This is a genomic window from Ichthyobacterium seriolicida, from assembly GCF_002369955.1.
In the GTDB taxonomy this organism is placed as follows: Bacteria; Bacteroidota; Bacteroidia; order Flavobacteriales; family Ichthyobacteriaceae; genus Ichthyobacterium; species Ichthyobacterium seriolicida.
In genome coordinates, this window is the sequence record NZ_AP014564.1 from 796,162 (window position 1) to 818,905 (window position 22,744).

Consider the following 22,744-nt stretch of genomic DNA (forward strand, 5'->3'; position numbering starts at 1 on the left):
TTTTGGGGTAGAGAGTAGGATAAGTCTTATTGCTAAGACTTTGAATGCTATGGTATTTAGAGAATTGTTGTTTTTTTAACCAATCATATTACTAAAATTATGTTTAAGAAAAATTATTTTGTAAAGAGTATTATTTTCTCTTTTGTATTGTTGTCGGTAATTATTTTCTCCTGTGATAAAAAGAACATTATAGAAGACGATTTAAATATATGTATAGAATCATTTTCCCTTCTTGATTCTGAGAATGCGGGGAAAAAATTAGAGTCTAATATAGACTGTCAGATAAATGCTCAAGAGCATACTATATCATTAACAGTTCCTCATACAGCTGTTTTAGATGGCTTAAAGTTTAATATAACCCCATGTGAAGGGACTACCATATCTCCTGCTAGTGGTGAAGAAGTTAATTTTGAAGAAGTTGTAGAAGAATCTATTGAGGAAGAAGCTACCACTGAAGGGGCGGATGAGAAAACTACCAAAAAGCCTTCTACTCAACGTTATAAAAAGGTGTTTACCTTAACAAAAGAAGGGAAATCTCAAGAATATACTGTTTATATAACTAAATTTTTAGCTAGTGACTGTTCTATTAGTTCGTTTAAATTAGAGAAGACTAATAATGAAGGTAAGATTTTTGGAGATAGAGTAGGTGTTATTAGTGAATCTACTGATACTACTCCTTCTACTATAACATTACACGTGTCTGATGCTGCTACTTTAGACAAAGCGTTAAAGCCTACAATAATTCATACAGGAGCTAGTATTACTTCAGGAGAGCTTACTACTGATACAGGCAATAATACAACTACAATTAATTACACGGTAACTGCTGCAGATGGAAAAACAAAGGTTTATGCAGTAAAATATATCAAAGACTTATCTTCTAATAATAGAATTTCTGAGTTTAAGTTTACAAAGAGTGATAACGATAATGCTGGGTTGAAATTAACTAGGTCTTCTGCTGGGGATAGAGCAAGCGATGTTACAATTGATAATTCTGCTGGAACCGTAAATGTAAAAGTATCTACTGCAGCAACTATAACGGCTCTAACTCCTACTATAACTACAGAGCATACTAGTGCTACTATAAGTCCAGAAATTGCAGCTCATAATTATGCGGATTCGAAAACTTATACCATTACAGCTGAAGATGGTCAAACAAGAGAGTATACAGTGTCTGTTTCTAAGACATTATCTAATGATAAGAGTATGACTTCTTTTAAATTTGAGAATTCTGTAAATACTGAGAAATCTCTTGGCCAAGATTATTCAGCAGAGAATATACCTGCTGCTACTGGAGATGCTGATGTAACTGTGAATATTGCAAAAATTCCTCATACGGTTTCAGATTTAACAGGCCTAAAGCCTACTATAGGACTTAGTGATAATGCTACAGTAAGTCCAGGAAATGGGATAGCGCAGGATTTCACACGTGGTACGCCGGCAGTATATACTGTAACAGCTCAAGATGGTACTACTAGAAATTATAATGTAACCATTCCTGCATTGGATGCAACAGCGGAGATAACTTCTTTTAAAATTAAACAGTCAGATCATAGTGGTTATTCTAACGTGAGGTTTCCCTCAGGATTGACAGAGGTAGAAGGTCATATATCAAATACTAATGGCACTCATAAAATAGATATTTCATTAGATGGAGAAGGTGATGATAGTATAAATCTAAAACCGGCAATAGAATTTTCTGCAGGAGCTACAGTAGATCCAGCTTCTGGAGCAGAAACTACCTTTACTTATGGTACAGCCAAAACTTATACTGTAACGGCTGAAAATGGTGCTATCAAACAATATAGTGTAACTGTAAAGTCGTCAAATTCTAAGATGAAATCTTTTGGTTTTAAAACTGATGCTGGCAAAAAAATTGTTCAAGATATTGTGGTTAATAGTATAACTGGTAATACAGTAACAGTAAAGGTTCCACATGATGCAGTTGTCACAGCTTTAACCCCTGAAGTATTAGGAAATAAGGGCTCTAAGGTTACCATAAAAGGGCAAGAGAAAGATGCTAATACAGAACAAGATTTTAGTAGCGGTTCAGCAACATATACTGTAACAGCTCAAGATGGAAAAAGTAAAACTGATTACACTGTAACTGTAACTAGAAATGCTGAACCTCAGATAGAAACATTTAAGTTTACGACTACTTCTAACAATAATAAAAATCTTGGGAGTGATGATATTACAGGTCAGATTAATGGTAGTGATATAATCGTTAAAGTTCCTAATAATGCAGACTTAACTGGATTAACTCCAACTGTTGGAGCTTCTTCTACTTTGGCTGATACTAATGTATATAAAGGAGCAACTGGTACTACTGATGCTAATTCTACTTCTGTTGATTTCAGCAGCTTTCATTCAACTCCTGTACAATATAGTGCAGTGGGTCCTGCTGGAGGAAGGAAAGTTTATAATGTAAAGGTTTATAAGGAGCCTAAAATAGAAACCTTTAAGTTTGAACAGACTGAGAATACAGGTAATACTGGTTTCCCTACTGGACAAACGTATACTGGCACTATCATTAATACTAATTTAACGACTGGAACTATAGCCATCACAGTTGCTAATACGGTTAATCTAGCAACTCTAAAGCCTAGTATTACTGTCTCTACTGAGACAGGTACTTTTACATCTACTTCTATGGATTTCAGTAGTGGTACTCCAACGGTTAAAGTTGTGAATAAGGATTTAACTTCATTTGAAAAAGAGTACACTGTTAATGTGACTAAAGAAGCAGCGCCGAAGTTGACAAGTTTTTCAATAAATGCTAATACTGCAAAGGGTATTAAAGATAATGTAACTGCTGACCTAACTCATGAAGAAGGTTCTGCTACTGGAACAATAAAGTTGAAGTTTCACAAGAATAATGAACATGCTTTTGATTTAACGGGATTAAGTTACACTAGCAGTCCTAGTACAGGATTTACTTTAACTCCTGCTAGCGAAATATCAGAAAATATTAGTACTGGGAATAGAAAAATTACTCTAACAACTACTCTAGGTTCTACCTCGGAATATACTGTACAAGCAGTTAAAGGGCCTTATATTAGTTCTTTTAAATTTTTACAAAGTACCAGTGGTAATACTGATAAAAATCTAGGTTCTGATATTGTCGGAACAATTAACCATGAGGATAATACTATAAAGTTAGAAGTTCTTAAGGACGTGACGATGGATACAGGTGATAGTAATAAAATAACTCTAATTCCGACAATTGAGGTTGGAGGGGATAGTGCTGCTATTGAGCCTGCTACCCCAACTGCTCAGGCTTTTACTCCTGATGGTAATACTACTGTTGATTATACGGTAAGAGGTGCAGATAATATGGAGAAGGGTTATAAGGTTTCTGTAACTAAAAAAACTAGTTAGGACTAATAGATAATTATTTCAGATTTAATCTAAGAACAGACAGTCAATTATAGGGCTGTCTGTTTTTTTTAATTGATATAATAAATAGTTAAATAATTACTACTATCTTAGCTAAGATATTTTGTTTTCTGTCTTTTGGGGTAGAGAGTAGGATAAGTCTTATTGCTAATACTTTGAATGCTATGGCATTTAGAGAATTGTTGTTTTTTTAACCAATCATATTACTAAAATTATGTTTAAGAAAAATTATTTTGTAAAGAGTATTATTTTCTCTTCTGTATTGTTGTCGGTAATTATTTTCTCCTGTGATAAAAAGAACATTATAGAAGACGATTTAAATGTATGTATAGAATCATTTTCCTTGCTGGATTCTGAAAATGAAGAAAAAAAATTAGGTTCTGATATAGACTGTGATATAGATGCTGAGAATTATACTATATCATTAACAGTTCCTCATACAGCTGTTTTAGATGGCTTAAAGTTTAATATAACCCCATGTGAAGGGACTACCATATCCCCTGCTAGTGGTGAGGCAGTTGATTTCGAAGAAGTTGTAGAAGAAGCTATTACTGAGGATGTTTCTGAAGGGTCTTTTGAGGAAACTACTAAAAAGCCTTCTCCTCAACGTTATAAAAAGGTGTTTACTTTAACGAAAGAAGGAAAATCTCAAGAATATACTGTTTATATAACTAAATCTTTAGCTAGTGATTGTTCTATTAGTTCTTTTAAATTAGAAAAATCTAAAAATGAAACTAAGATTTTCGCAGATAGAGTGGGTGATATTACTCAATCTGATGATACTGATCCTTCTACTATAACATTACATGTATCTGATGCTGCTACTTTAACTGAGCTAAATCCTACAATAATTCATACAGGAACTAGTTTTAGTTCAGGAGATCCTGTTTCCACTACTTCTGATACTAATATAGTCACAACTACAGTGAATTATACAGTTGCCGCTTCAGATGGAAAAATAAAAGTTTATAAAGTAATATTTATCAAAGACTTATCTTCTGATAATAGAATTTCTGAATTTAAGTTTACAAAAAGCACTGATAGTAATACAGGTCTAAAATTAACTAGATCTTCTGCTGTTGTAGAAAGTAGAGCAGCTGATGTTACAATTAGTAGTAATGGTAATACTAATACTGGAACTATATCAGTAAAGGTATCAAATGCATCAACCATAACAACTTTAATTCCTACTATAACAAAACATAAAGATGCCACTATAAGTCCAGAAATTACAGCTGAAAATTATGAGAATAATGCTACTAAAGTTTATACTGTAACAGCTCAGGATGGTCAGACAAAACAGTATACAGTGTCTGTTGCTAAGGATTTGTCTAATGATAAAGAGATAAGCAGTTTTAAATTTGAGAGTTCTGAAAATACTGAGAATAACTTTAATAGTCAGGATTATGATAGCACCATAAATAATCCTTCTACTGGAGAAGGGGAAGGAACTATAACTATTGCAAAAATGCCACATACTATTACAAATTTAACAGGCCTAAAGCCTAGTATAGTAATAAGTGCTAATGCTTCGGTTAATCCAGCAAATGGAACTCCTCAGAGTTTCACTCGTGGTACGCCGGTAGCATATACTGTAACAGCACAAGATGGTACTACTAGAAGATATAATGTAACCATTCCTACATTAGATGCACTAGCAGAGATTACTTTGTTTAAAATTAAGCCCTCAGATCATAGTGGTAACTCAAAGATTACATCAGAAATAGAATGGACTAAGTCAGATGATGAAAACTATACAATAGTATTAGATGGAGAAGATAATTCTACTGTGAGTCTTAGTCCTGAAATATCACTTTCTACAGGCGCTTCAGTAAGTCCAGAATCTAAGAAAGAAACTACATTTACTTATGGTCAACCTGTAACGTATACTGTAACAGCTGAAAATGGTACTGCCAAAGCATATAGTGTAACTGTAAAGTCTTCGAATTCTAAGATGAAGTCTTTTAAGTTTAAACCTAGTGATGGAACTAATCAGAACGCTGGAAAAATTGTTCAAGATATTGTGGTTAATAGTATAACTGGTAATACAGTAACAGTAAAGGTTCCGCATGATGCGGTACTTGATGCTTTAACTCCTGATATAGAAGTATATAACGGAGCTAGTGTTACCGCTCCTTCAGGAGGAGCTAATACAGCGCAAGATTTTAGTAGCAGTTCTGTAACATATACTGTAACAGCTCAGGATGGAAAAAGCACTACTGAGTATACTGTAACTGTAACTCAAAATGCTGCTCCTCAGATAGAGTCATTTAAGTTTATGACTGCTTCTAACAATAGTAAAAATCTTGGAAATGATATATCAGGAACTATCGATCATAGTTCTGGAACTATAACTGTTAAAGTTCCTCATGATGCCACCTTAACCGATTTAACTCCAACTGTTACAACTTCTTCTACTTTGGCTGATACTAATGTATATAAAGGAGCAACTGGTACTACTGATGCTAATTCTACTTCTGTTGATTTCAGCAGCTCTCATTCAACTCCTGTACAATATAGTGCAGTGGGTCCTGCTGGAGGAAGGAAAGTTTATAATGTAAAGGTTTATAAGGAGCCTAAAATAGAAACCTTTAAGTTTGAACAGACTGAGAATACAGGTAATACTGGTTTCCCTGCTAATAAAACATATGTTGGTTCAGTTGATGAGACAGGTAAAACTGTAACCATCACAGTTGCTAATACGGTTGATGTAGCAAAACTAACTCCTACTATTACTGTTTCTACTGAGACCACTGCTTTTACATCTATTTCTACGGATTTCAGTAGTGGTACTCCAACGGTTACAGTTACAAACAAGGATTTGCCTGAACTTACTAAAACATATACTGTAACTGTAACTAAAGAAGCAGCGCCACAATTGACAAGCTTTAAAATAGGGGCTAAGCCTGAAAAAGGCATTGCAGCTGAGGTAGGTGCTACGTTTACTGATCCTACTGATGGTGGCAATACTGGAACAATAAAATTAAAGTTTCCTTATAATGTTGCTAACCATAGCACTGATATTGTTTTAACAGGATTAACACCTACTATTGAGCCTAATAACAATGGATATACTGTAAGTCCAACTAGTGGTCAAGAGATATCTGGAGATATTAGTAGTGAAAGCCATAAAACATTTACTCTAACAAAAACTGATACAGGTTCTAAAAGTGTTTATACCGTAGAAGCAATTAAAGGGCCATATATTAAAAGTTTTAAGTTTGTTGTTGCTGATAGCAGTGGTAGTGGAACTAATACAGGTATAACTGCTGAAGCTAATGGGGTAATTAATCATGCTGCTGGTACTATAACTTTACAAGTGCCTAGTACGGTAGATTTAACTACAGCACAGCTAACTCCGACAATTGATGTGGGAGAAAATACTAGTACTACTATTGATCCTGCTGTTACAGCCAGGGTTTTTAGTGGTGAAGTTAAGTATACAGTAACATCTTCAAATTCTTCATATTCTGATTTTAAAAAAGAGTATACAGTTACTGTAACTAAAAAAGAAGATAGTTCGGCCAAATAGAGGATTATTTCAACTCTAATCTAAGGGCAGGCAGCTGTTATTATGGCTGTCTGTTTTTATTTTTTATGTTATTAATAAAGAAACACGGTTAAATAATTACTATTATCTTAGCTAAGATATTCTGTTTTCTGTCTTTTGGGGTAGAGAGTAGGATAAGTCTTATTGCTAATACTTTGAATGCTATGGTATTTAGATAATTGTTGTTTTTTTTTAACCAATCATATTACTAAAATTATGTTTAAGAAAGATTATTTTTTAAAGAGTATTATTTTCTCTTTTGTATTGTTGTCGGTAATTATTTTCTCCTGTGATAAAAAGAACATTATAGAAGAGGATTTAAATATATGTATAGAATCATTTTCCCTTCTTGATTCTGAGAATGCGGGGAAAAAATTAGAGTCTAATATAGACTGTCAGATAAATGCTGAAGAGCATACTATATCATTAACAGTTCCTCATACAGCTGTTTTAGATGGCTTAAAGTTTAATATAACCCCATGTGAAGGGACTACAATATCTCCTGCTAGTGGTGAGGCAGTTGATTTTGAAGCCGTTGTAGAAGAAGCTACTAATGAGGATGTCTCTGAAGGGGCTGCCGAGGAAACTAGTAAAAAGCCTTCTTCCCAACGTTATAAAAAGGTGTTTACCTTAACAAAAGAAGGAAAATCTCAAGAGTACACTGTTTATATAACTAAAGTTTTAGCTAGTGATTGTTCTATTAGTTCTTTTAAATTAGAGAAGACTAATAATGAAGGTAAGATTTTTGCAGATAGAGAGGGTGTTATTAGTCAAACTGATGGGGTTAATACTATAACATTACATGTATCTGATGCTGCTACTTTAGACAAAGCGTTAAAGCCTACAGTAATTCATACAGGAGCTAGTATTACTTCAGGAGAACTAGTTTTCACTACTGAAAACAGTATTACCACAACGACAGTAAATTATACAGTAACTGCTGCAGATGAAAAAACAACAAAGGTTTATAAAGTAAGCTATATCAAAGACTTATCTTCAAACAATAAGATTTCTGTATTCTCATTTACAAAAGACACCACCAATAATACAGGTCTAAAATTAACTAGGTCTTCTGCTGGGGCCAGAACAGCTGATGTTACAATTACTAATAATACTGATAGCGCTGCTGGAACTATAGCAGTAAAGGTATCAAATGCAGCAGATGTAACAGCTTTAATTCCTACTATAACTAAGCATGAAAGAGCTACTATAAGTCCAGAAATTGCGCCCCATGATTATAATACTAATAATAACAAAGTTTATACTGTAACAGCTGAAGATGGTCAAACAAAAGAGTATACAGTATCTGTTACTAAGAACCTTTCTAATGATAAGAGTATGACTTCTTTTACATTTAAACATTCTGTAAATACTGATAAGCCTCTTGGCCAAGATTATTCAGCAGCTAGTATACCTGCAGCTACTGGAGATGCTGATGTAACTGTGAATATTGCAAAAATTCCTCATACAGTTTCAGATTTAAATGATCTAAAGCCCACTATAGAATTTAGCGCTAATGCTTCGGTTAATCCACAAAATCAAACTCCTCAAAGTTTCACACGTGGTACGCCAGTAGTATATACTGTAACAGCTCAAGATGGTACTACTAGAAGATATAATGTGATTATAGGTACATTAAGTAATGTAGCAGAGATTACGTCGTTTAAAATAGAAAAAGATGGTACTTCTATTGCTCCAAGTATTACAGTAGATATGACGATAGTATTAGATGGAGTAGATGATACTACTGTAAAGTTGAACCCTGAAATAGTAGTTTCTCCAGGAGCTACGGTAAGCCCAACTTCTGGAACAGAAACGCAATTTACTTATGGTACAGCTGTACCTTATACTGTAACAGCTGAAAATGGTTCTAAAAAAACATATAGTGTTACTGTAAAGTCGTCGAATTCTAAGATGAAGTCTTTTAAGTTTAAAAAAGATACTGGAAGTAATAGTGGTACCGGAAAAATTGTTCAAGATGTAACAGGAATTATAGATCATGATGCTAAAACAGTAACTGTAAAAGTTCCACATGATGCAGTACTTGATGCTTTAACTCCTGATATAGAATTATATAACGGAGCTAGTGTTACCGATCCTTCAGGAGGAACTAATACAGCGCAAAATTTTAGTGATAGTAACACAGTAAAATATACTGTAACAGCTCAAGATGGAACTACAAGCGATTACAATGTAACTGTAACTCAAAACGCTGAACCTCAAATACAAAGTTTTATATTTGCTATAGCCTCCCCTAATAATGATAAAAATCTTGGGAGTGATAATATTACAGGTCATATTAATGGCAGTAATATAATCGTTAAAGTTCCTCATGATGCTACTTTAACTGGGTTAGTACCAACTGTTGCAGGCACTTCTAACGTTACAGTGTATAAAGGAGGAGCTAGTAGTACTGAGGCTAATACAACTCCTACTGATTTCAGCAGCTCTCATACAACTGCTGTAGAGTACAGCGCAGTATGCCCTGCTGGAGGAAAAAAAGTTTATAATGTAAAAGTTTATAAAGAGCCTAAAATAGAAACGTTTAAGTTTGAACAGACTGAGAATACAGATAATACGGGTTTCCCTACTGGACAAACGTATACTGGCACCATCACTAATACTAATTTAACGACTGGAACTATAACCATCACAGTTGCCAATATGGTTAATCTAGCAACTCTAAAGCCTAGTATTACTGTTTCTACTGAGACAGGTACTTTTACATCTACTTCTATGGATTTCAATAGTGGTATTCCAACGGTTAAAGTTCAAAATAAGTATTTAAGTTCATTTGAGAAAACTTATACTGTAACTATAACTAAAGAAGCAGCGCCGCAATTGACAGAGTTTAAAATAGGGGCTAAGGTTGATAATGGCATTGCAGGTGAGGTAGATGCTGCATTAACTCATCCTACTGATGGCAATACTGGAACAATAAAATTAAAGTTTCCTAAGAATAATCAAAGTGAATTTAATTTAACAGGATTAAGTTATACTCATACTACCAATCCTAGTACAGGATGTGCTCTGTCTCCTGCTTCAGCGGTATCTGGAGATATTAGTACTGTTGGTAGTAAAATTACTCTGACAACTGATTTAGGATCTAAAACAGAATACACTATTCAAGCAATTAAGGGGCCTTATATTAGTAAGTTTGAGTTTAAAAAAGATACTGATGGTAATAGTGATAAAAATTTAGGTTCTGATATTGTCGGAACAATTGATCATGCTCTAAATACTATAAAATTAGAAGTTCCTAGTGATATAACAGAAAGTCCAAGTGGCAAAGTAACTCTAACTCCTACAATTGAAGTACAAAATGGCGCTACTGCTGTATCTTCTCCTAGTAGTGGAAATCCTAAGGAGTTTACTGTTGACGGGAGTACTAATGTTGATTATACAGTAACTAATTCTACTGATACATCTTTTACTAAAACATATACTGTAACTGTAACTAAAGCTAGTTAGATAATTATTTCACTCTTAATCTAGGAACAGACAGTCAATTATACGGCTGTCTGTTTTTGTTTATATAAAAAAACACCATTCAAATAATTACTATTATCTTAGCTAAGATATTCACTTCTCTCTATTTAGCCTGGATTATTCATGGTTATATTTCAATATTGGGTATAAAGTGTTAATTTTAGTAGGGTTAACTAAAAAACAACGACTTTATATAAGGCCCAAAAATGAGGAATAAAAACACATTATTTTATAGAGGGAAGACTTCTGTTGAATTAACTTTTTCATCATCAGAAATTAGTTCTGATGGATCTTTAATCATGCTTGAAAAACTAGAACCAGATCATAGATTGATTCATTATTACAGTAAACTTTTGCCTGATACTCGAGACTCTAGATTTATTACTTATACCAGAAGGCATCAGTTAAAACAAAGGGTTTATATGATCATGTTAGGCTATGAAGACGCCAATGATGTTAATCATTTACATAACGATCCTTTATTCAAAGATGTTCTTCAAGGTGATTTGGCTTCTCAACCTACTATATCAAGATTTGAGAATAGCTTTGACAAACAAGCTGTTTTTAAGTTTTGTGATGCGTGGTTATACAAATATGTTTCAAGTTTATCTGATCGTAAGAGAATAGTTATTGACGTAGATTCAACTGATGATCCAACTCATGGCAGTCAACAATTGTCAATGTTTAACGGTTATTATAGTCAATTCATGTACAATGAACTATTTTTTCATGATGGAAAAACAGGACAGATTATCCTTCCTGTACTCCGCCCAGGAAATAGTCATTCTAATAAATGGTATGTGAGTATTTTAAAGCGAATAATTATCAAAATACGTGAGAGTCACCCAGAGATGGAAATAATTATTAGAAGTGATAGCGGCTTTAGTTGCGCTCCTTTTTACCAATTAGTAGATGATTTTGATTTACTATATGTGACAGGCATAGCGAGCAATGAAGTTTTAAAAAGAAAGGTATCTTGGTCAAAAAATGCTGTAAAAAAAATGTATTTAGATCAGGGAGAGAAGCACCAACATTTTATGAGTTTTACGTACAAAGCCAAGAGTTGGCACAAGCCTCAACAGTGCTATTCTAAAGTTGAGAGTACAGGATTAGGGATGAACATAAGGCATTTTTCTAGTAATCTTCCCCAAAAGGATGCTAGAGAAATTTACTTTGACTTTTATGTGAAAAGAGGTGATTCAAGTGAAAATAGAATAAAAGAAGTTAAAAATATGTGTTTTTCTGATCGTTTGTCAAATCATAGTTTTCTTGCTAATTTTTTTCGACTTATGATGAGTAGTCTTGCCTATGAAATGTTTTTATTACTGAAACAGAAGATAAAGAAAACAAGATTTGAAGTAGCAAAAAAATGGTTAATCAGTTCGATTAGAACCTATCTTCTCAAGGTAGGAGCAACGATTAAAATTACCAAAAGGCGAATCTATTATCAGCTATCTAAATCTTTTGTTTACAAGGGTTTATTTCGGGAAATTATTACCCAGTAACGGTTGTTTATTTGTGAAATGAACAACCTTGGGATAGTTACGCCTTGTCGTTAAAAAACCATGTAAAAACACTAAAAAAGAGCATTGTCATCCTAAAAAAAGGTGCAAAAAAACGACAAAGAAGATGAGTTCTCTTCGATTAGTAAAAAAGTTAAGGAAAAAATATCACGTCTAATCTATTTTAGTATGACTATGAATAATGCGGGTTAGGGGAAGAATTAAAATGAAGTTTGTGGCTGATACTTTGATATTCAAAGCTATTGGCAAGTTGTAATTAATTATTTTTTAAAAAAAATGAAGAAAAATTATTTTGTAAAGAGTATTATTTTCTCTTTTGTATTGTTGTCGGTAATTATTTTTTCCTGTGATAAAAAGAATATTATAGAAGACGATTTAAATGTATGTATAAAATCATTTGAATTACTAAATTCCGAAAATGAGGGAAAAAATTTAGGTTCTAATATAGACTGTGAGATAGATGCTGAGAATTATACTATATCGTTAACAGTTCCTCATACAGCTGTTTTAGATGGCTTAAAGTTCAATATAACCCCATGTGAAGGGACTACCATATCTCCTGCTAGTGGTGAAGAAATTAATTTTGAAGAAGTTGTAGAAGAATCTATTGAAGAACAAGCTACTACTGAAGGGGCGGATGAGAAAACTACCAAAAAGCCTTCTCCTCAACGTTATAAAAAGGTCTTTACTGTAATAAAAGATGGCAAGTCTCAAGATTACACTGTTTATATAACTAAAGCTTTAGCTAGTGATTGTTCTATTAGTTCTTTTAAATTAGAGAAGTCTAAAAATGAAACTAAGATTTTTGGAGATAGAGAGGGGCAAATTACTGAAGCCGATGAAGCTAATACTATAACATTACATATATCTGATGCTGCTACTTTGGATGGTTTAACTCCTACAATAGTTTACACAGGAACTAGTTTTAGTTCAGAAAGTCCTGTTTCTACTACTGAAAACAGTATTACCACAACGACAGTAAATTATACAGTAACTGCTGCAGATGAAAAAACAACAAAGGTTTATAAAGTAATATATATCAAAGACTTATCTTCGAACAATAAGATTTCTGTATTCTCATTTACAAAAGACACCACCAATAATACAGGTCTAAAATTAACTAGGTCTTCTGCTGATACTGCTAGACCTGGTGATGTTGTAATTAGTAATAATAGCACTAATACTGGTACTGAAACAATATCAGTAAAAGTATCTACTGCAGCAACCATAACAGCTTTAACTCCTACTATAACCAAGCATGAAAACGCTATTATAAGTCCAGCTATTGAATCTTATAATTATGGCAATAATGCTACTAAAGTTTATACAGTTACAGCTCAGGATGGTCAAGCAAAACAGTATACAGTGTCTGTTGCTAAGGATTTGTCTAATAACAAGAATATGACTTCTTTTAAATTTGAGTACACTCAAAATACTGATAAGAGCTTTAATAGTCAGGATTATGATGGCACTATAAATAATCCTTCTAGTGAAGAGGATGGAACTGTAACTATTGCAAAAATGCCACATACTATTACAAATTTAACAGGCCTAAAACCTAGTATAGTACTTAGTAACAGTAATGCTACAGTAAGTCCAGGAAATGGGATAGCGCAGGATTTCACACGTGGTGAGGAAAAAATTTATACTGTAACAGCTCAAGATGGTACTACTAGAAAGTATAAAGTAACCATAGGTGAGTTAAGTGCAGCGGCAGATATTACTTCTTTTATAATTAAAAAGTCAGATCATACTACTCCTAATGAAGTTAGAATGACAGGAAGTGAGGTTTCAGGAGTTATATCAAATAGCGGAAGTAATCATACAATAACTATTTCATTAGATGGAGAAGGTGACACTAGTGTAAATCTAAAGCCTGAAATAATAGTGTCTCCAGGAGCTACGGTAAGCCCAACTTCTGGAGCAGGGACTGAGTTTACATATGGTACAGCTCAAACTTATACTGTAATAGCTGAGAATGGTACGCAAACAACATATAGAGTAACTGTAAAGTCTTCGAATTCTAAGTTAGAATCGTTTAATTTTAAAAGTACAACTGGAAATAATCAGAGTACTGGGAAAATTGTTCAAGAGGTAGAAGGGACTATAAATGATACCGACAAAACAGTAAAGGTTAATGTTCCGTATGATGCAGTTCTTAATGGTTTAACTCCTGATATAGAAGTATATAATGGAGCTAGTGTTACCGCTCCTTCAGGAGGAGCTAATACAGCGCAAGATTTTAGTAGCGGTTCTGTAACATATACTGTAACAGCTCAGGATGGAAAAAGCACTACTGAGTATACTGTAACTGTAACTCAAAATGCTGCTCCTCAGATAGAGTCATTTAAGTTTATGACTGCTTCTAACAATAGTAAAAATCTTGGAGGAGATATTACAGGGACTATTACACATAATTCTGGAACTACTGCAGGGGAGATAATTGTTAAAGTTCCTCATGATGCAGATTTAAATGGATTAGTTCCAACTGTTACAGGTGCTTCTAACGTTACGGTGTATAAAGGAGGGGCTGATAGTACTGCTGCTGCTAACTCTAGCGATGATTTCAGTAATTCTCATACGAGTCCTGTACAATACAGCGCAGTAGGTCCTGCTGGAGGGAGAAAGGTATATTCTGTAAAAGTTTATAAAGAGCCTGCCATAACGGAGTTTAAGTTTACTAATACTGATAATACAGAGGTTAGTTTTCCTAGTGGAACAACTGAATATATTGCTTCGCCTATTACTCAAGGTGATTTTTTAGGATCTGGAACTATAGCAATTACAGTTGCTAATACGGTTGATGTAACAAAATTAAAAAAAGCTTCTATTACTGGTGATAATATTGCTGCAAATCTTGTTATTTCTGACTTAAATTTCATTAGTGGTTCTGTAACGGTTGTTACAGTTGCAAACGAACACTTGCCATCTTATACTAAAAACTATAATGTAACTGTAACTAACGAAGCAGCGCCGCAGTTGACAAGTTTCACTATAACAGCTAATTCAACAAATGGCATTACGGCTGATGTTCAAGCTACTACTATAACTCATCCTAACGGTAGTAATACTGGAACAATAAAGTTGAAGTTCCCTAAAAATAATGCTAATGAATTTAATTTAGCGGGGTTAAGTTATACTAGCAATCCTCCTACTAGTAGTGGCGGATATACTTTGACTCCTAGCTCTCCTTTGGATAGTAGTAGTATTCATGAAAAAGAATTTACTCTAACAACTGCTTTAGGTTCTACCTCAAAGTACACTGTAACAGCAGTTAAAGGACCTTATATTAGTAGTTTTAAGTTTGAAAACTCGCAAAATAGTGAAAAAAGTCTAGGTTCTGATGTTGTCGGGACAATTGATCATGCTGCTAGCACTATACAATTACTAGTTTCTAGTGGGGTTACGATGGATTCAGATGGCAAAGTAACTTTAAAGCCAACAATTGAGCTTGGAGGGGATACTGCTGTTGCTACTTCTAATGCTATTAATAGTGGGACTGAATATTCTTTTACTCCTGATGGTAGTACTGCTGTTGAGTATACAGTGAAAAATTCTAGTGATGCAAATTTTACTAAAACCTATAATGTGACTGTAACTAAAGGTAGTTAGGCCAAATAGAGGATTATTTCAATTTTAATCTAAGGACAGACAGCTATTATTACGGCTGTCTGTTTTTTTTCTGTATTTATTATTACTTAATAAACAAGCATAGTTAAATAATTACTACTATCTTAGCTAAAATATTCTGTTTTCTGTCTTTTGGGGTAGAGAGTAGGATAAGTCTTATTGCTAATACTTTGAATGCTATGGTATTTAGAGAATTGTTGTTTTTTCAACCAATCATATTACTAAAATTATGTTTAAGAAAAATTATTTTGTAAAGAGTATTATTTTCTCTTTTGTATTGTTGTCGGTAATTATTTTCTCCTGTGATAAAAAGAATATTATAGAAGACGATTTAAATGTATGTATAAAATCATTTGAATTACTAAATTCCGAAAATGAGGGAAAAAATTTAGGTTCTAATATAGACTGTGAGATAGATGCTGAGAATTATATTATATCGTTAACAGTTCCTCATACTGCTGTTTTAGATGGCTTAAAGTTCAATATAACCCCATGTGAAGGGACTACCATATCTCCTGCTAGTGGTGAAGAAATTAATTTTGAAGCTGTTGTAGAAGAAGCTACTAATGAGGATGTCTCTGAAGGGGCTGCCGAGGAAACTACTAAAAAGCCTTCCACTCAACGTTATAAAAAGGTGTTTACCTTAACAAAAGAAGGAAAATCTCAAAAGTACACTGTTTATATAACTAAAGTTTTAGCTAGTGATTGTTCTATTAGTAGTTTTAAATTAGAAAAATCTAAAAATGAAACTAAGATTTTCGCAGATAGAGAGGGTGTTATTACTGAATCTACTGATACTGATCCTTCTACTATAACATTACACGTTTCTGAATCTGCAATTTTAGATGGTTTAACTCCTACAATAGTTCACACAGGAACTACTTTTAGTTCAGAAAGTCCTGTTTCTACTACCGATTCTGGCACTAGTATTACTACAACTACAGTTAATTGCACAGTAACTGCTGCAGATGGAGAGACAACAAAGGTTTATGTAGTAAAATATATCAAAGACTTATCTTCTGATAATAAAATTTCCACATTTGCATTTACAAAAGATAACACCAATAATACAGGTCTAAAATTAACTAGGTCTTCTACTGCTGAAGGTAGAACAGGTGATGTTGAAATTAATGACACTAATGGAACCATAAAGGTAAAAGTGTCTACTGCAGCAGATGTAGCAGCTTTAATTCCTACTATAACTAAGCATGAAAGAGCTACTATAAGTCCAGCTGAAGACGTTCATGATTATAGCACTAATAATGGCACTAAAGTTTATACCATTACAGCTCAGGATGGTCAAACAAAACAGTATACAGTGTCTGTTGCTAAGGATTTGTCTAATAACAAGAATATGACTTCTTTTAAATTTGAGTACACTCAAAATACTGATAAGAGCTTTAATAGTCAGGATTATGATGGCACTATAAATAATCCTTCTAGTGAAGAGGATGGAACTGTAACTATTGCAAAAATGCCGCATACTATTACAAATTTAACAGGCCTAAAACCTAGTATAGTACTTAGTAACAGTAATGCTACAGTAAGTCCAGGAAATGGGATAGCGCAGGATTTCACACGTGGTGAGGAAAAAATTTATACTGTAACAGCTCAAGATGGTACTACTAGAAAGTATAAAGTAACCATAGGTGAGTTAAGTGCAGCGGCAGATATTACTTCTTTTATAATTAAAAAGTCAGATCATACTACTCCTAATGAAGTTAGAATGACAGGAAGTGAGGTTTCAGGAGTTATATCAAATAGCGGAAGTAATCATACAATAACTATTTCATTAGATGGAGAAGGTGATGATAGTATAAATCTAAAACCCGCAATAGAATTTTCTGCAGGAGCTACAGTAAATCCAGCTTCTGGAGCTGGGACTGAGTTTACATATGGTACAGCTCAAACTTATACTGTAACAGCTGAGAATGGTTCTCAAAAAACATATCAAGTAACTGTAAAGTCTTCAAATTCTAAGATGAAGTCGTTTGGGTTTAAGAAAGACACTGGAAATAATAGTAGTAAAAAAATTGTTCAAGATGTAACAGGAACTATAGATCATGTTGCTAAAACAGTAACAGTAAATGTTCCGTATAATGCAGATGTTACTGCTTTGACCCCTGAAATAGTATTATATAACGGGGCTAGCGTTAGTCCAGAAGCTACTACAGCGCAAAATTTTAGTGATAGTAACACAGTAAAATATACCGTAACAGCTCAGGATGGAACTACAAGCGATTACAATGTAACTGTAACTCAAAATGCTGCTCCTCAGATAGAGACATTTAAGTTTACGACTGCTTCTAACAATAGTAAAAATCTTGGTAGTACTGATATAATAGGTGAGATTACTCATAATTCTGGAGACACGCCGGGAGAGATAATTGTTAAAGTTCCTCATGATGCAGAGATTGGTGAGTTAACTCCGACTGTTACAACTTCTTCTGGAGCTACAGTGTATAAGGGGACTGCTACTGAAGCAGCTAATACCTCTAATAATTTCGATAATTCTCAAAGTACTCCTAAAGAATACAGCGTAGTAGATTCTGCTGGTGGAAGAAAAGTTTATGAAGTGAAGGTTTATAAAGAGCCAGCTATAACAGAGTTTAAGTTTGAGAAGAGTGCTAATTCAGATACTGGTTTCCCTGCTGGAAAGACCTATACTGCTGAGTCTGCGGCTATTACTCAAGGTAATTTATTACAAAATGGAACAATATCAATTACAGTTGCTAATACAATTAATGTAACAAATTTAAAAGCTACTATTTCTGGAAATAATATTAACCCTTCAACTACTACCATAGATACGTCTTTTACTTCTACTAGTGGTACTTCTACCTATTCTACAACTATTACAGTTGCAAATCAATATTTATCTGATTTTACCAAAACCTATACAGTTAATTTAACTAAAGAAGCAGCGCCGCAGTTGACAGAATTTAAAATAACTGCTAATACTAATAAAGGTATTGCAGCTGAGGTAGGTGCTACGTTTACGCATCCTACCAGCACTGGTAATACTGGTACAATAAAGTTGAAGTTTCATAAGAATAATGAACATGTTTTTGATTTAACGGGATTAACGCCTACCATAACTTCTCCTCAAGGTTGTACTGTAAGTCCAGCTAGTGATGCTGCAGTAACTGGAGAGATTAATAATCAACAATTTACTCTAACAAAAACTGACACAGGTTCTAAAAGGGTTTATACTGTTGAAGCAGTTAAAGGGCCTTATATTAGTAAGTTTGAGTTTAAAAAAGATACTACTGGTAATACTGGTAAAAATCTAGGCGATGCTGATATTGACGGGACAATTGATCATGCTCAAAATACCATAAAATTAGAAGTTCCTAGTGGAGTAACTATGGATTCAGGTGGCAATACAGTAACCATAACTCCGACAATTGAGGTTGGAGGAGATAACGCGAATGTTGAGCCAGCTAGTTTGACTCCTAAGGAGTTTACTGTTGACAATAGTACTACTGTTGATTATACAGTAACAGGTGCAGATGGGATGATTAAAACTTATAAGATAACAGTGAGTAAAGCTAGTTCTAGCGGATAGGGGTATTTGAGCTTTAATGTAAGAGCAGACAGCTGTTATTATGGCTGTCTGTTTTTATTTTTTATGTTATTAATAAAGAAACACGGTTAAATAATTACTATTATCTTAGCTAAGATATTCTGTTTTCTGTCTTTTGGGGTAGAGAGTAGGATAAGTCTTATTGCTAATACTTTGAATGCTATGGTATTTAGATAATTGTTGTTTTTTTTACCAATCATATTACTAAAATTATGTTTAAGAAAAATTATTTTTTAAAGAGTATTATTTTCTCTTTTGTATTGTTGTCGGTAATTATTTTCTCCTGTGATAAAAAGAACATTATAGAAGACGATTTAAATATATGTATAGAATCATTTTCCCTTCTTGATTCTGAGAATGCGGGGAAAAAATTAGAGTCTAATATAGACTGTCAGATAAATGCTGAAGAGCATACTATATCATTAACAGTTCCTCATACAGCTGTTTTAGATGGCTTAAAGTTTAATATAACCCCATGTGAAGGGACTACAATATCTCCTGCTAGTGGTGAGGCAGTTGATTTTGAAGCTGTTGTAGAAGAAGCTACTAATGAGGATGTCTCTGAAGGGGCTGCCGAGGAAACTACGAAAAAGCCTTCTTCTCAACGTTATAAAAAGGTGTTTACCTTAACAAAAGAAGGAAAATCTCAAGAGTACACTGTTTATATAACTAAAGTTTTAGCTAGTGATTGTTCTATTAGTAGTTTTAAATTAGAAAAATCTAAAAATGAAACTAAGATTTTCGCAGATAGAGAGGGTGTTATTACTGAATCTACTGATACTGATCCTTCTACTATAACATTACACGTTTCTGAATCTGCAATTTTAGATGACTTAACCCCTACAATAATTCACACAGGAACTAGTTTTAGTTCAGAAGATCCTGTTTCTACTACTTCTACTGATGATTTGGGCGCCAGCGTTACAACAACTACAGTTAATTATACAGTAATAGCTGCAGATGGAAAAACAAAGGTTTATGCAGTAAAATATATCAAAGACTTATCTTCTGATAATAGAATCTCTGTATTCTCTTTCACAAAAGATACTAATAACACTGGTTTAAAGTTAACTAGGTCTTCTGCTGGGGCTAGAGCTAGTGATGTTGTAATTAGTAATAATAACACTAATACTGGTACTGAAACAGTATCAGTATTAGTGTCTACTGCAGCAACCATAACAGCTTTAATTCCTACTATAATTAAGCATAAAGATGCCACTGTAAGTCCATCTGAAGGCGTTCATGATTATGTAACTTCTAAGACTTATACCATTACAGCTCAAGATGGTCAAACAAAAGAGTATACAGTGTCTGTTACTAAGAACCTTTCTAATGATAAAGAGATAAGTAGTTTTAAATTTGAGAATTCTGTAAATACTGAGAAGCCTCTTGGCCAAGATTATTCAGCAGCTAGTATACCTGCAGCTACTGGAGATGCTGATGTAACTGTGAATATTGCAAAAATTCCTCATACGGTTTCAGATTTAAATGATCTAAAGCCCACTATAGAATTTAGCGCTAATGCTTCTGTTAATCCACAAAATCAAACTCCTCAAAATTTCACACGTGGTACGCCAGTAGTATATACTGTAACAGCTCAAGATGGTACTACTAGAAGATATAATGTGATTATAGGTACATTAAGTAATGTAGCAGAGATTACGTCGTTTAAAATAGAAAAAGATGGTACTTCTATTGCTCCAAGTATTACAGTAGATATGATGATAGTATTAGATGGAGTAGATGATACTACTGTAAAGTTGAACCCTGAAATAGTAGTTTCTCCAGGAGCTACGGTAAGCCCAACTTCTGGAACAGAAACGCAATTTACTTATGGTACAGCTGTACCTTATACTGTAACAGCTGAAAATGGTTCTAAAAAAACATATAGTGTTACTGTAAAGTCGTCGAATTCTAAGATGAAGTCGTTTAAGTTTAAAGCAGATGGGGCTAATCAGAGCACTGGAAAAATTGTTCAAGATGTAACAGGAATTATAGATCATGATGCTAAAACAGTAACTGTAAAAGTTCCACATGATGCAGTTGTCACAGCTTTAACTCCTGAAGTATTAGGCAATAACGGCTCTAAGGTTACCATAAAAGGGCAAAATACAGATGCTAATACAGAGCAAAATTTTAGTAGTGATGTAATATATACTATAACAGCACAAAATGGATCTACAAGTAATTACACTGTAAAAGTTAGCAAGTATGATGAGCCTCAGATAACTGGTTTTACATTTAGTAATGATTCTGGTAATAATCTTGGAACTCCTGTAGTTGAATTTAATCAAGGTAGTGAAGGAGAAATAATCGTTAAAGTTCCTTACAATGCTACTTTAACTGGGTTAGTACCAACTGTTACAGCTGCTACCGCTGCTTTTGAAACTAAAATATACAAGGAAGAATCTGGAACTACTCCATCTACTACTTCAACTGATTTCAGCTCTTCTCATACAACTGCTGTAAAATACAGTGCAGTAGGACCTGCTGGGGGTAGAAAAGTTTATAATGTAAAAGTTTATAAAGAGCCTGCTATAACGGGGTTTAAGTTTGAAAAGAGTCAGAATAATTCAGATGGTGGTTTTCCTACTGGAAAGACGTACACTGCGGAGTCTTCGACTATTACTCAAGGTAATTTATTACAAAATGGAACAATATCAATTACAGTTGCTAATACAGTTAATGTAACAAATTTAAAAGCTACTATTTCTGGAAATAATATTAACCCTTCAACTACTACTATAGATACATCTTTTACTTCTACTAGTGGTACTTCTACCTATTCTGCAACTATTACAGTTGCAAATCAATATTTATCTGATTTTACCAAAACCTATACAGTTAATTTAACTAAAGAAGCAGCGCCGAAGTTGACAGAGTTTAAAATAACAGCTGATGAAAGTAAAGGGATTAAAGATGAGGTAACTGCTGAATTAACTCATCCTAGTACTGATAATACTGGTACAATAAAGTTGAAGTTTCCTAAGAGGAATCAGCATGAAATTACTTTAACAGGATTAAGTTATACTAGCGCTCCTGTTGATGGACATACTTTGGCTCCTAATTCTCCTATAGGAGAATTAGAAAGTATTGAAGGTAAAAAATTTACTCTAACAACTACTCTAGGTTCTACCTCAGAATATACTGTAACAGCAGTTAAAGGGCCTTTTATTAGCAGTTTTAAGTTTGGAAAAGATACTAGTGGTAATAGTGCGAAAGGTATAACTGAAGATGTTGTAGCCGCAATTGATCATAGCGATAATACTATAAAACTAGAACTTCTTAGTACAGTTACGGAAGAATTAACAACAATACAGCTAACTCCGACAATTGAAGTGCAAAATGGTACAGTTGATCCTGCTAGAGCGACTCCTCATACTTTCACTGGTGGGAGTGCTAAGTATACAGTAACTAATTCTACTGATACATCTTTTACTAAAGAATATAATGTAACTGTAACTAAAAAAGCTGCAAGCACTGAATAATTTATAATACACTTTTCAATTCTAAACAGACAGTCAATTATACGGCTGTCTGTTTTTATTTTTTATGTTATTAATAAAG

At 33.7% G+C, this 22,744-nt stretch carries 7 protein-coding genes; all 7 read left to right on the top strand.

The window, feature by feature from the left end:
- Window positions 1–99: 99 nt before the first annotated feature.
- The 7 genes from JBKA6_RS03115 (at window position 100) to JBKA6_RS03145 (ending at window position 22,665) form a co-directional block, all read left to right on the top strand.
- Window positions 100–3,381, top strand: a complete 3,282-nt coding sequence (locus tag JBKA6_RS03115) for a DUF5018 domain-containing protein (protein WP_096685775.1) — start codon at window positions 100–102, stop codon at window positions 3,379–3,381.
- Window positions 3,382–3,613: 232 nt separating this feature from the next.
- Window positions 3,614–6,931 (top strand): DUF5018 domain-containing protein, encoded by a 3,318-nt coding sequence (locus JBKA6_RS03120; protein WP_096685777.1) that lies wholly within the window; start codon window positions 3,614–3,616, stop codon window positions 6,929–6,931.
- A gap of 234 nt (window positions 6,932–7,165) precedes the next feature.
- Entirely contained in the window at window positions 7,166–10,420 is a 3,255-nt protein-coding gene (locus JBKA6_RS03125; RefSeq protein ID WP_096685780.1) for a DUF5018 domain-containing protein, read from the top strand.
- Window positions 10,421–10,644: 224 nt separating this feature from the next.
- Window positions 10,645–11,943, top strand: a complete 1,299-nt coding sequence (locus JBKA6_RS03130) for an IS1380 family transposase (protein WP_096685782.1) — start codon at window positions 10,645–10,647, stop codon at window positions 11,941–11,943.
- A gap of 294 nt (window positions 11,944–12,237) precedes the next feature.
- Window positions 12,238–15,573: a DUF5018 domain-containing protein gene (locus tag JBKA6_RS03135; RefSeq protein ID WP_096685784.1), complete on the top strand. Its 3,336-nt coding sequence runs from the start codon at window positions 12,238–12,240 to the stop codon at window positions 15,571–15,573.
- A 247-nt stretch (window positions 15,574–15,820) separates the two neighbouring features.
- On the top strand, window positions 15,821–19,159 hold the full coding sequence (locus tag JBKA6_RS03140; RefSeq protein WP_096685787.1) for a DUF5018 domain-containing protein: 3,339 nt from the start codon (window positions 15,821–15,823) through the stop codon (window positions 19,157–19,159).
- Window positions 19,160–19,389: 230 nt separating this feature from the next.
- The gene (locus tag JBKA6_RS03145; protein ID WP_096685789.1) at window positions 19,390–22,665 is read left to right on the top strand and encodes a DUF5018 domain-containing protein; all 3,276 of its coding nucleotides are present in this window, start codon (window positions 19,390–19,392) and stop codon (window positions 22,663–22,665) included.
- Window positions 22,666–22,744: the final 79 nt, after the last annotated feature.

What these genes read in the sequence shown, in the direction of transcription:
- JBKA6_RS03130 (WP_096685782.1), top strand. Translation starts at nt 10,645, where the DNA reads ATGAGGAATAAAAACACATTATTTTATAGAGGGAAGACTTCTGTTGAA.
- JBKA6_RS03145 (WP_096685789.1), top strand. Translation starts at nt 19,390, where the DNA reads ATGTTTAAGAAAAATTATTTTTTAAAGAGTATTATTTTCTCTTTTGTA.
- JBKA6_RS03120 (WP_096685777.1), top strand. Translation starts at nt 3,614, where the DNA reads ATGTTTAAGAAAAATTATTTTGTAAAGAGTATTATTTTCTCTTCTGTA.
- JBKA6_RS03125 (WP_096685780.1), top strand. Translation starts at nt 7,166, where the DNA reads ATGTTTAAGAAAGATTATTTTTTAAAGAGTATTATTTTCTCTTTTGTA.
- JBKA6_RS03115 (WP_096685775.1), top strand. Translation starts at nt 100, where the DNA reads ATGTTTAAGAAAAATTATTTTGTAAAGAGTATTATTTTCTCTTTTGTA.
- JBKA6_RS03135 (WP_096685784.1), top strand. Translation starts at nt 12,238, where the DNA reads ATGAAGAAAAATTATTTTGTAAAGAGTATTATTTTCTCTTTTGTATTG.
- JBKA6_RS03140 (WP_096685787.1), top strand. Translation starts at nt 15,821, where the DNA reads ATGTTTAAGAAAAATTATTTTGTAAAGAGTATTATTTTCTCTTTTGTA.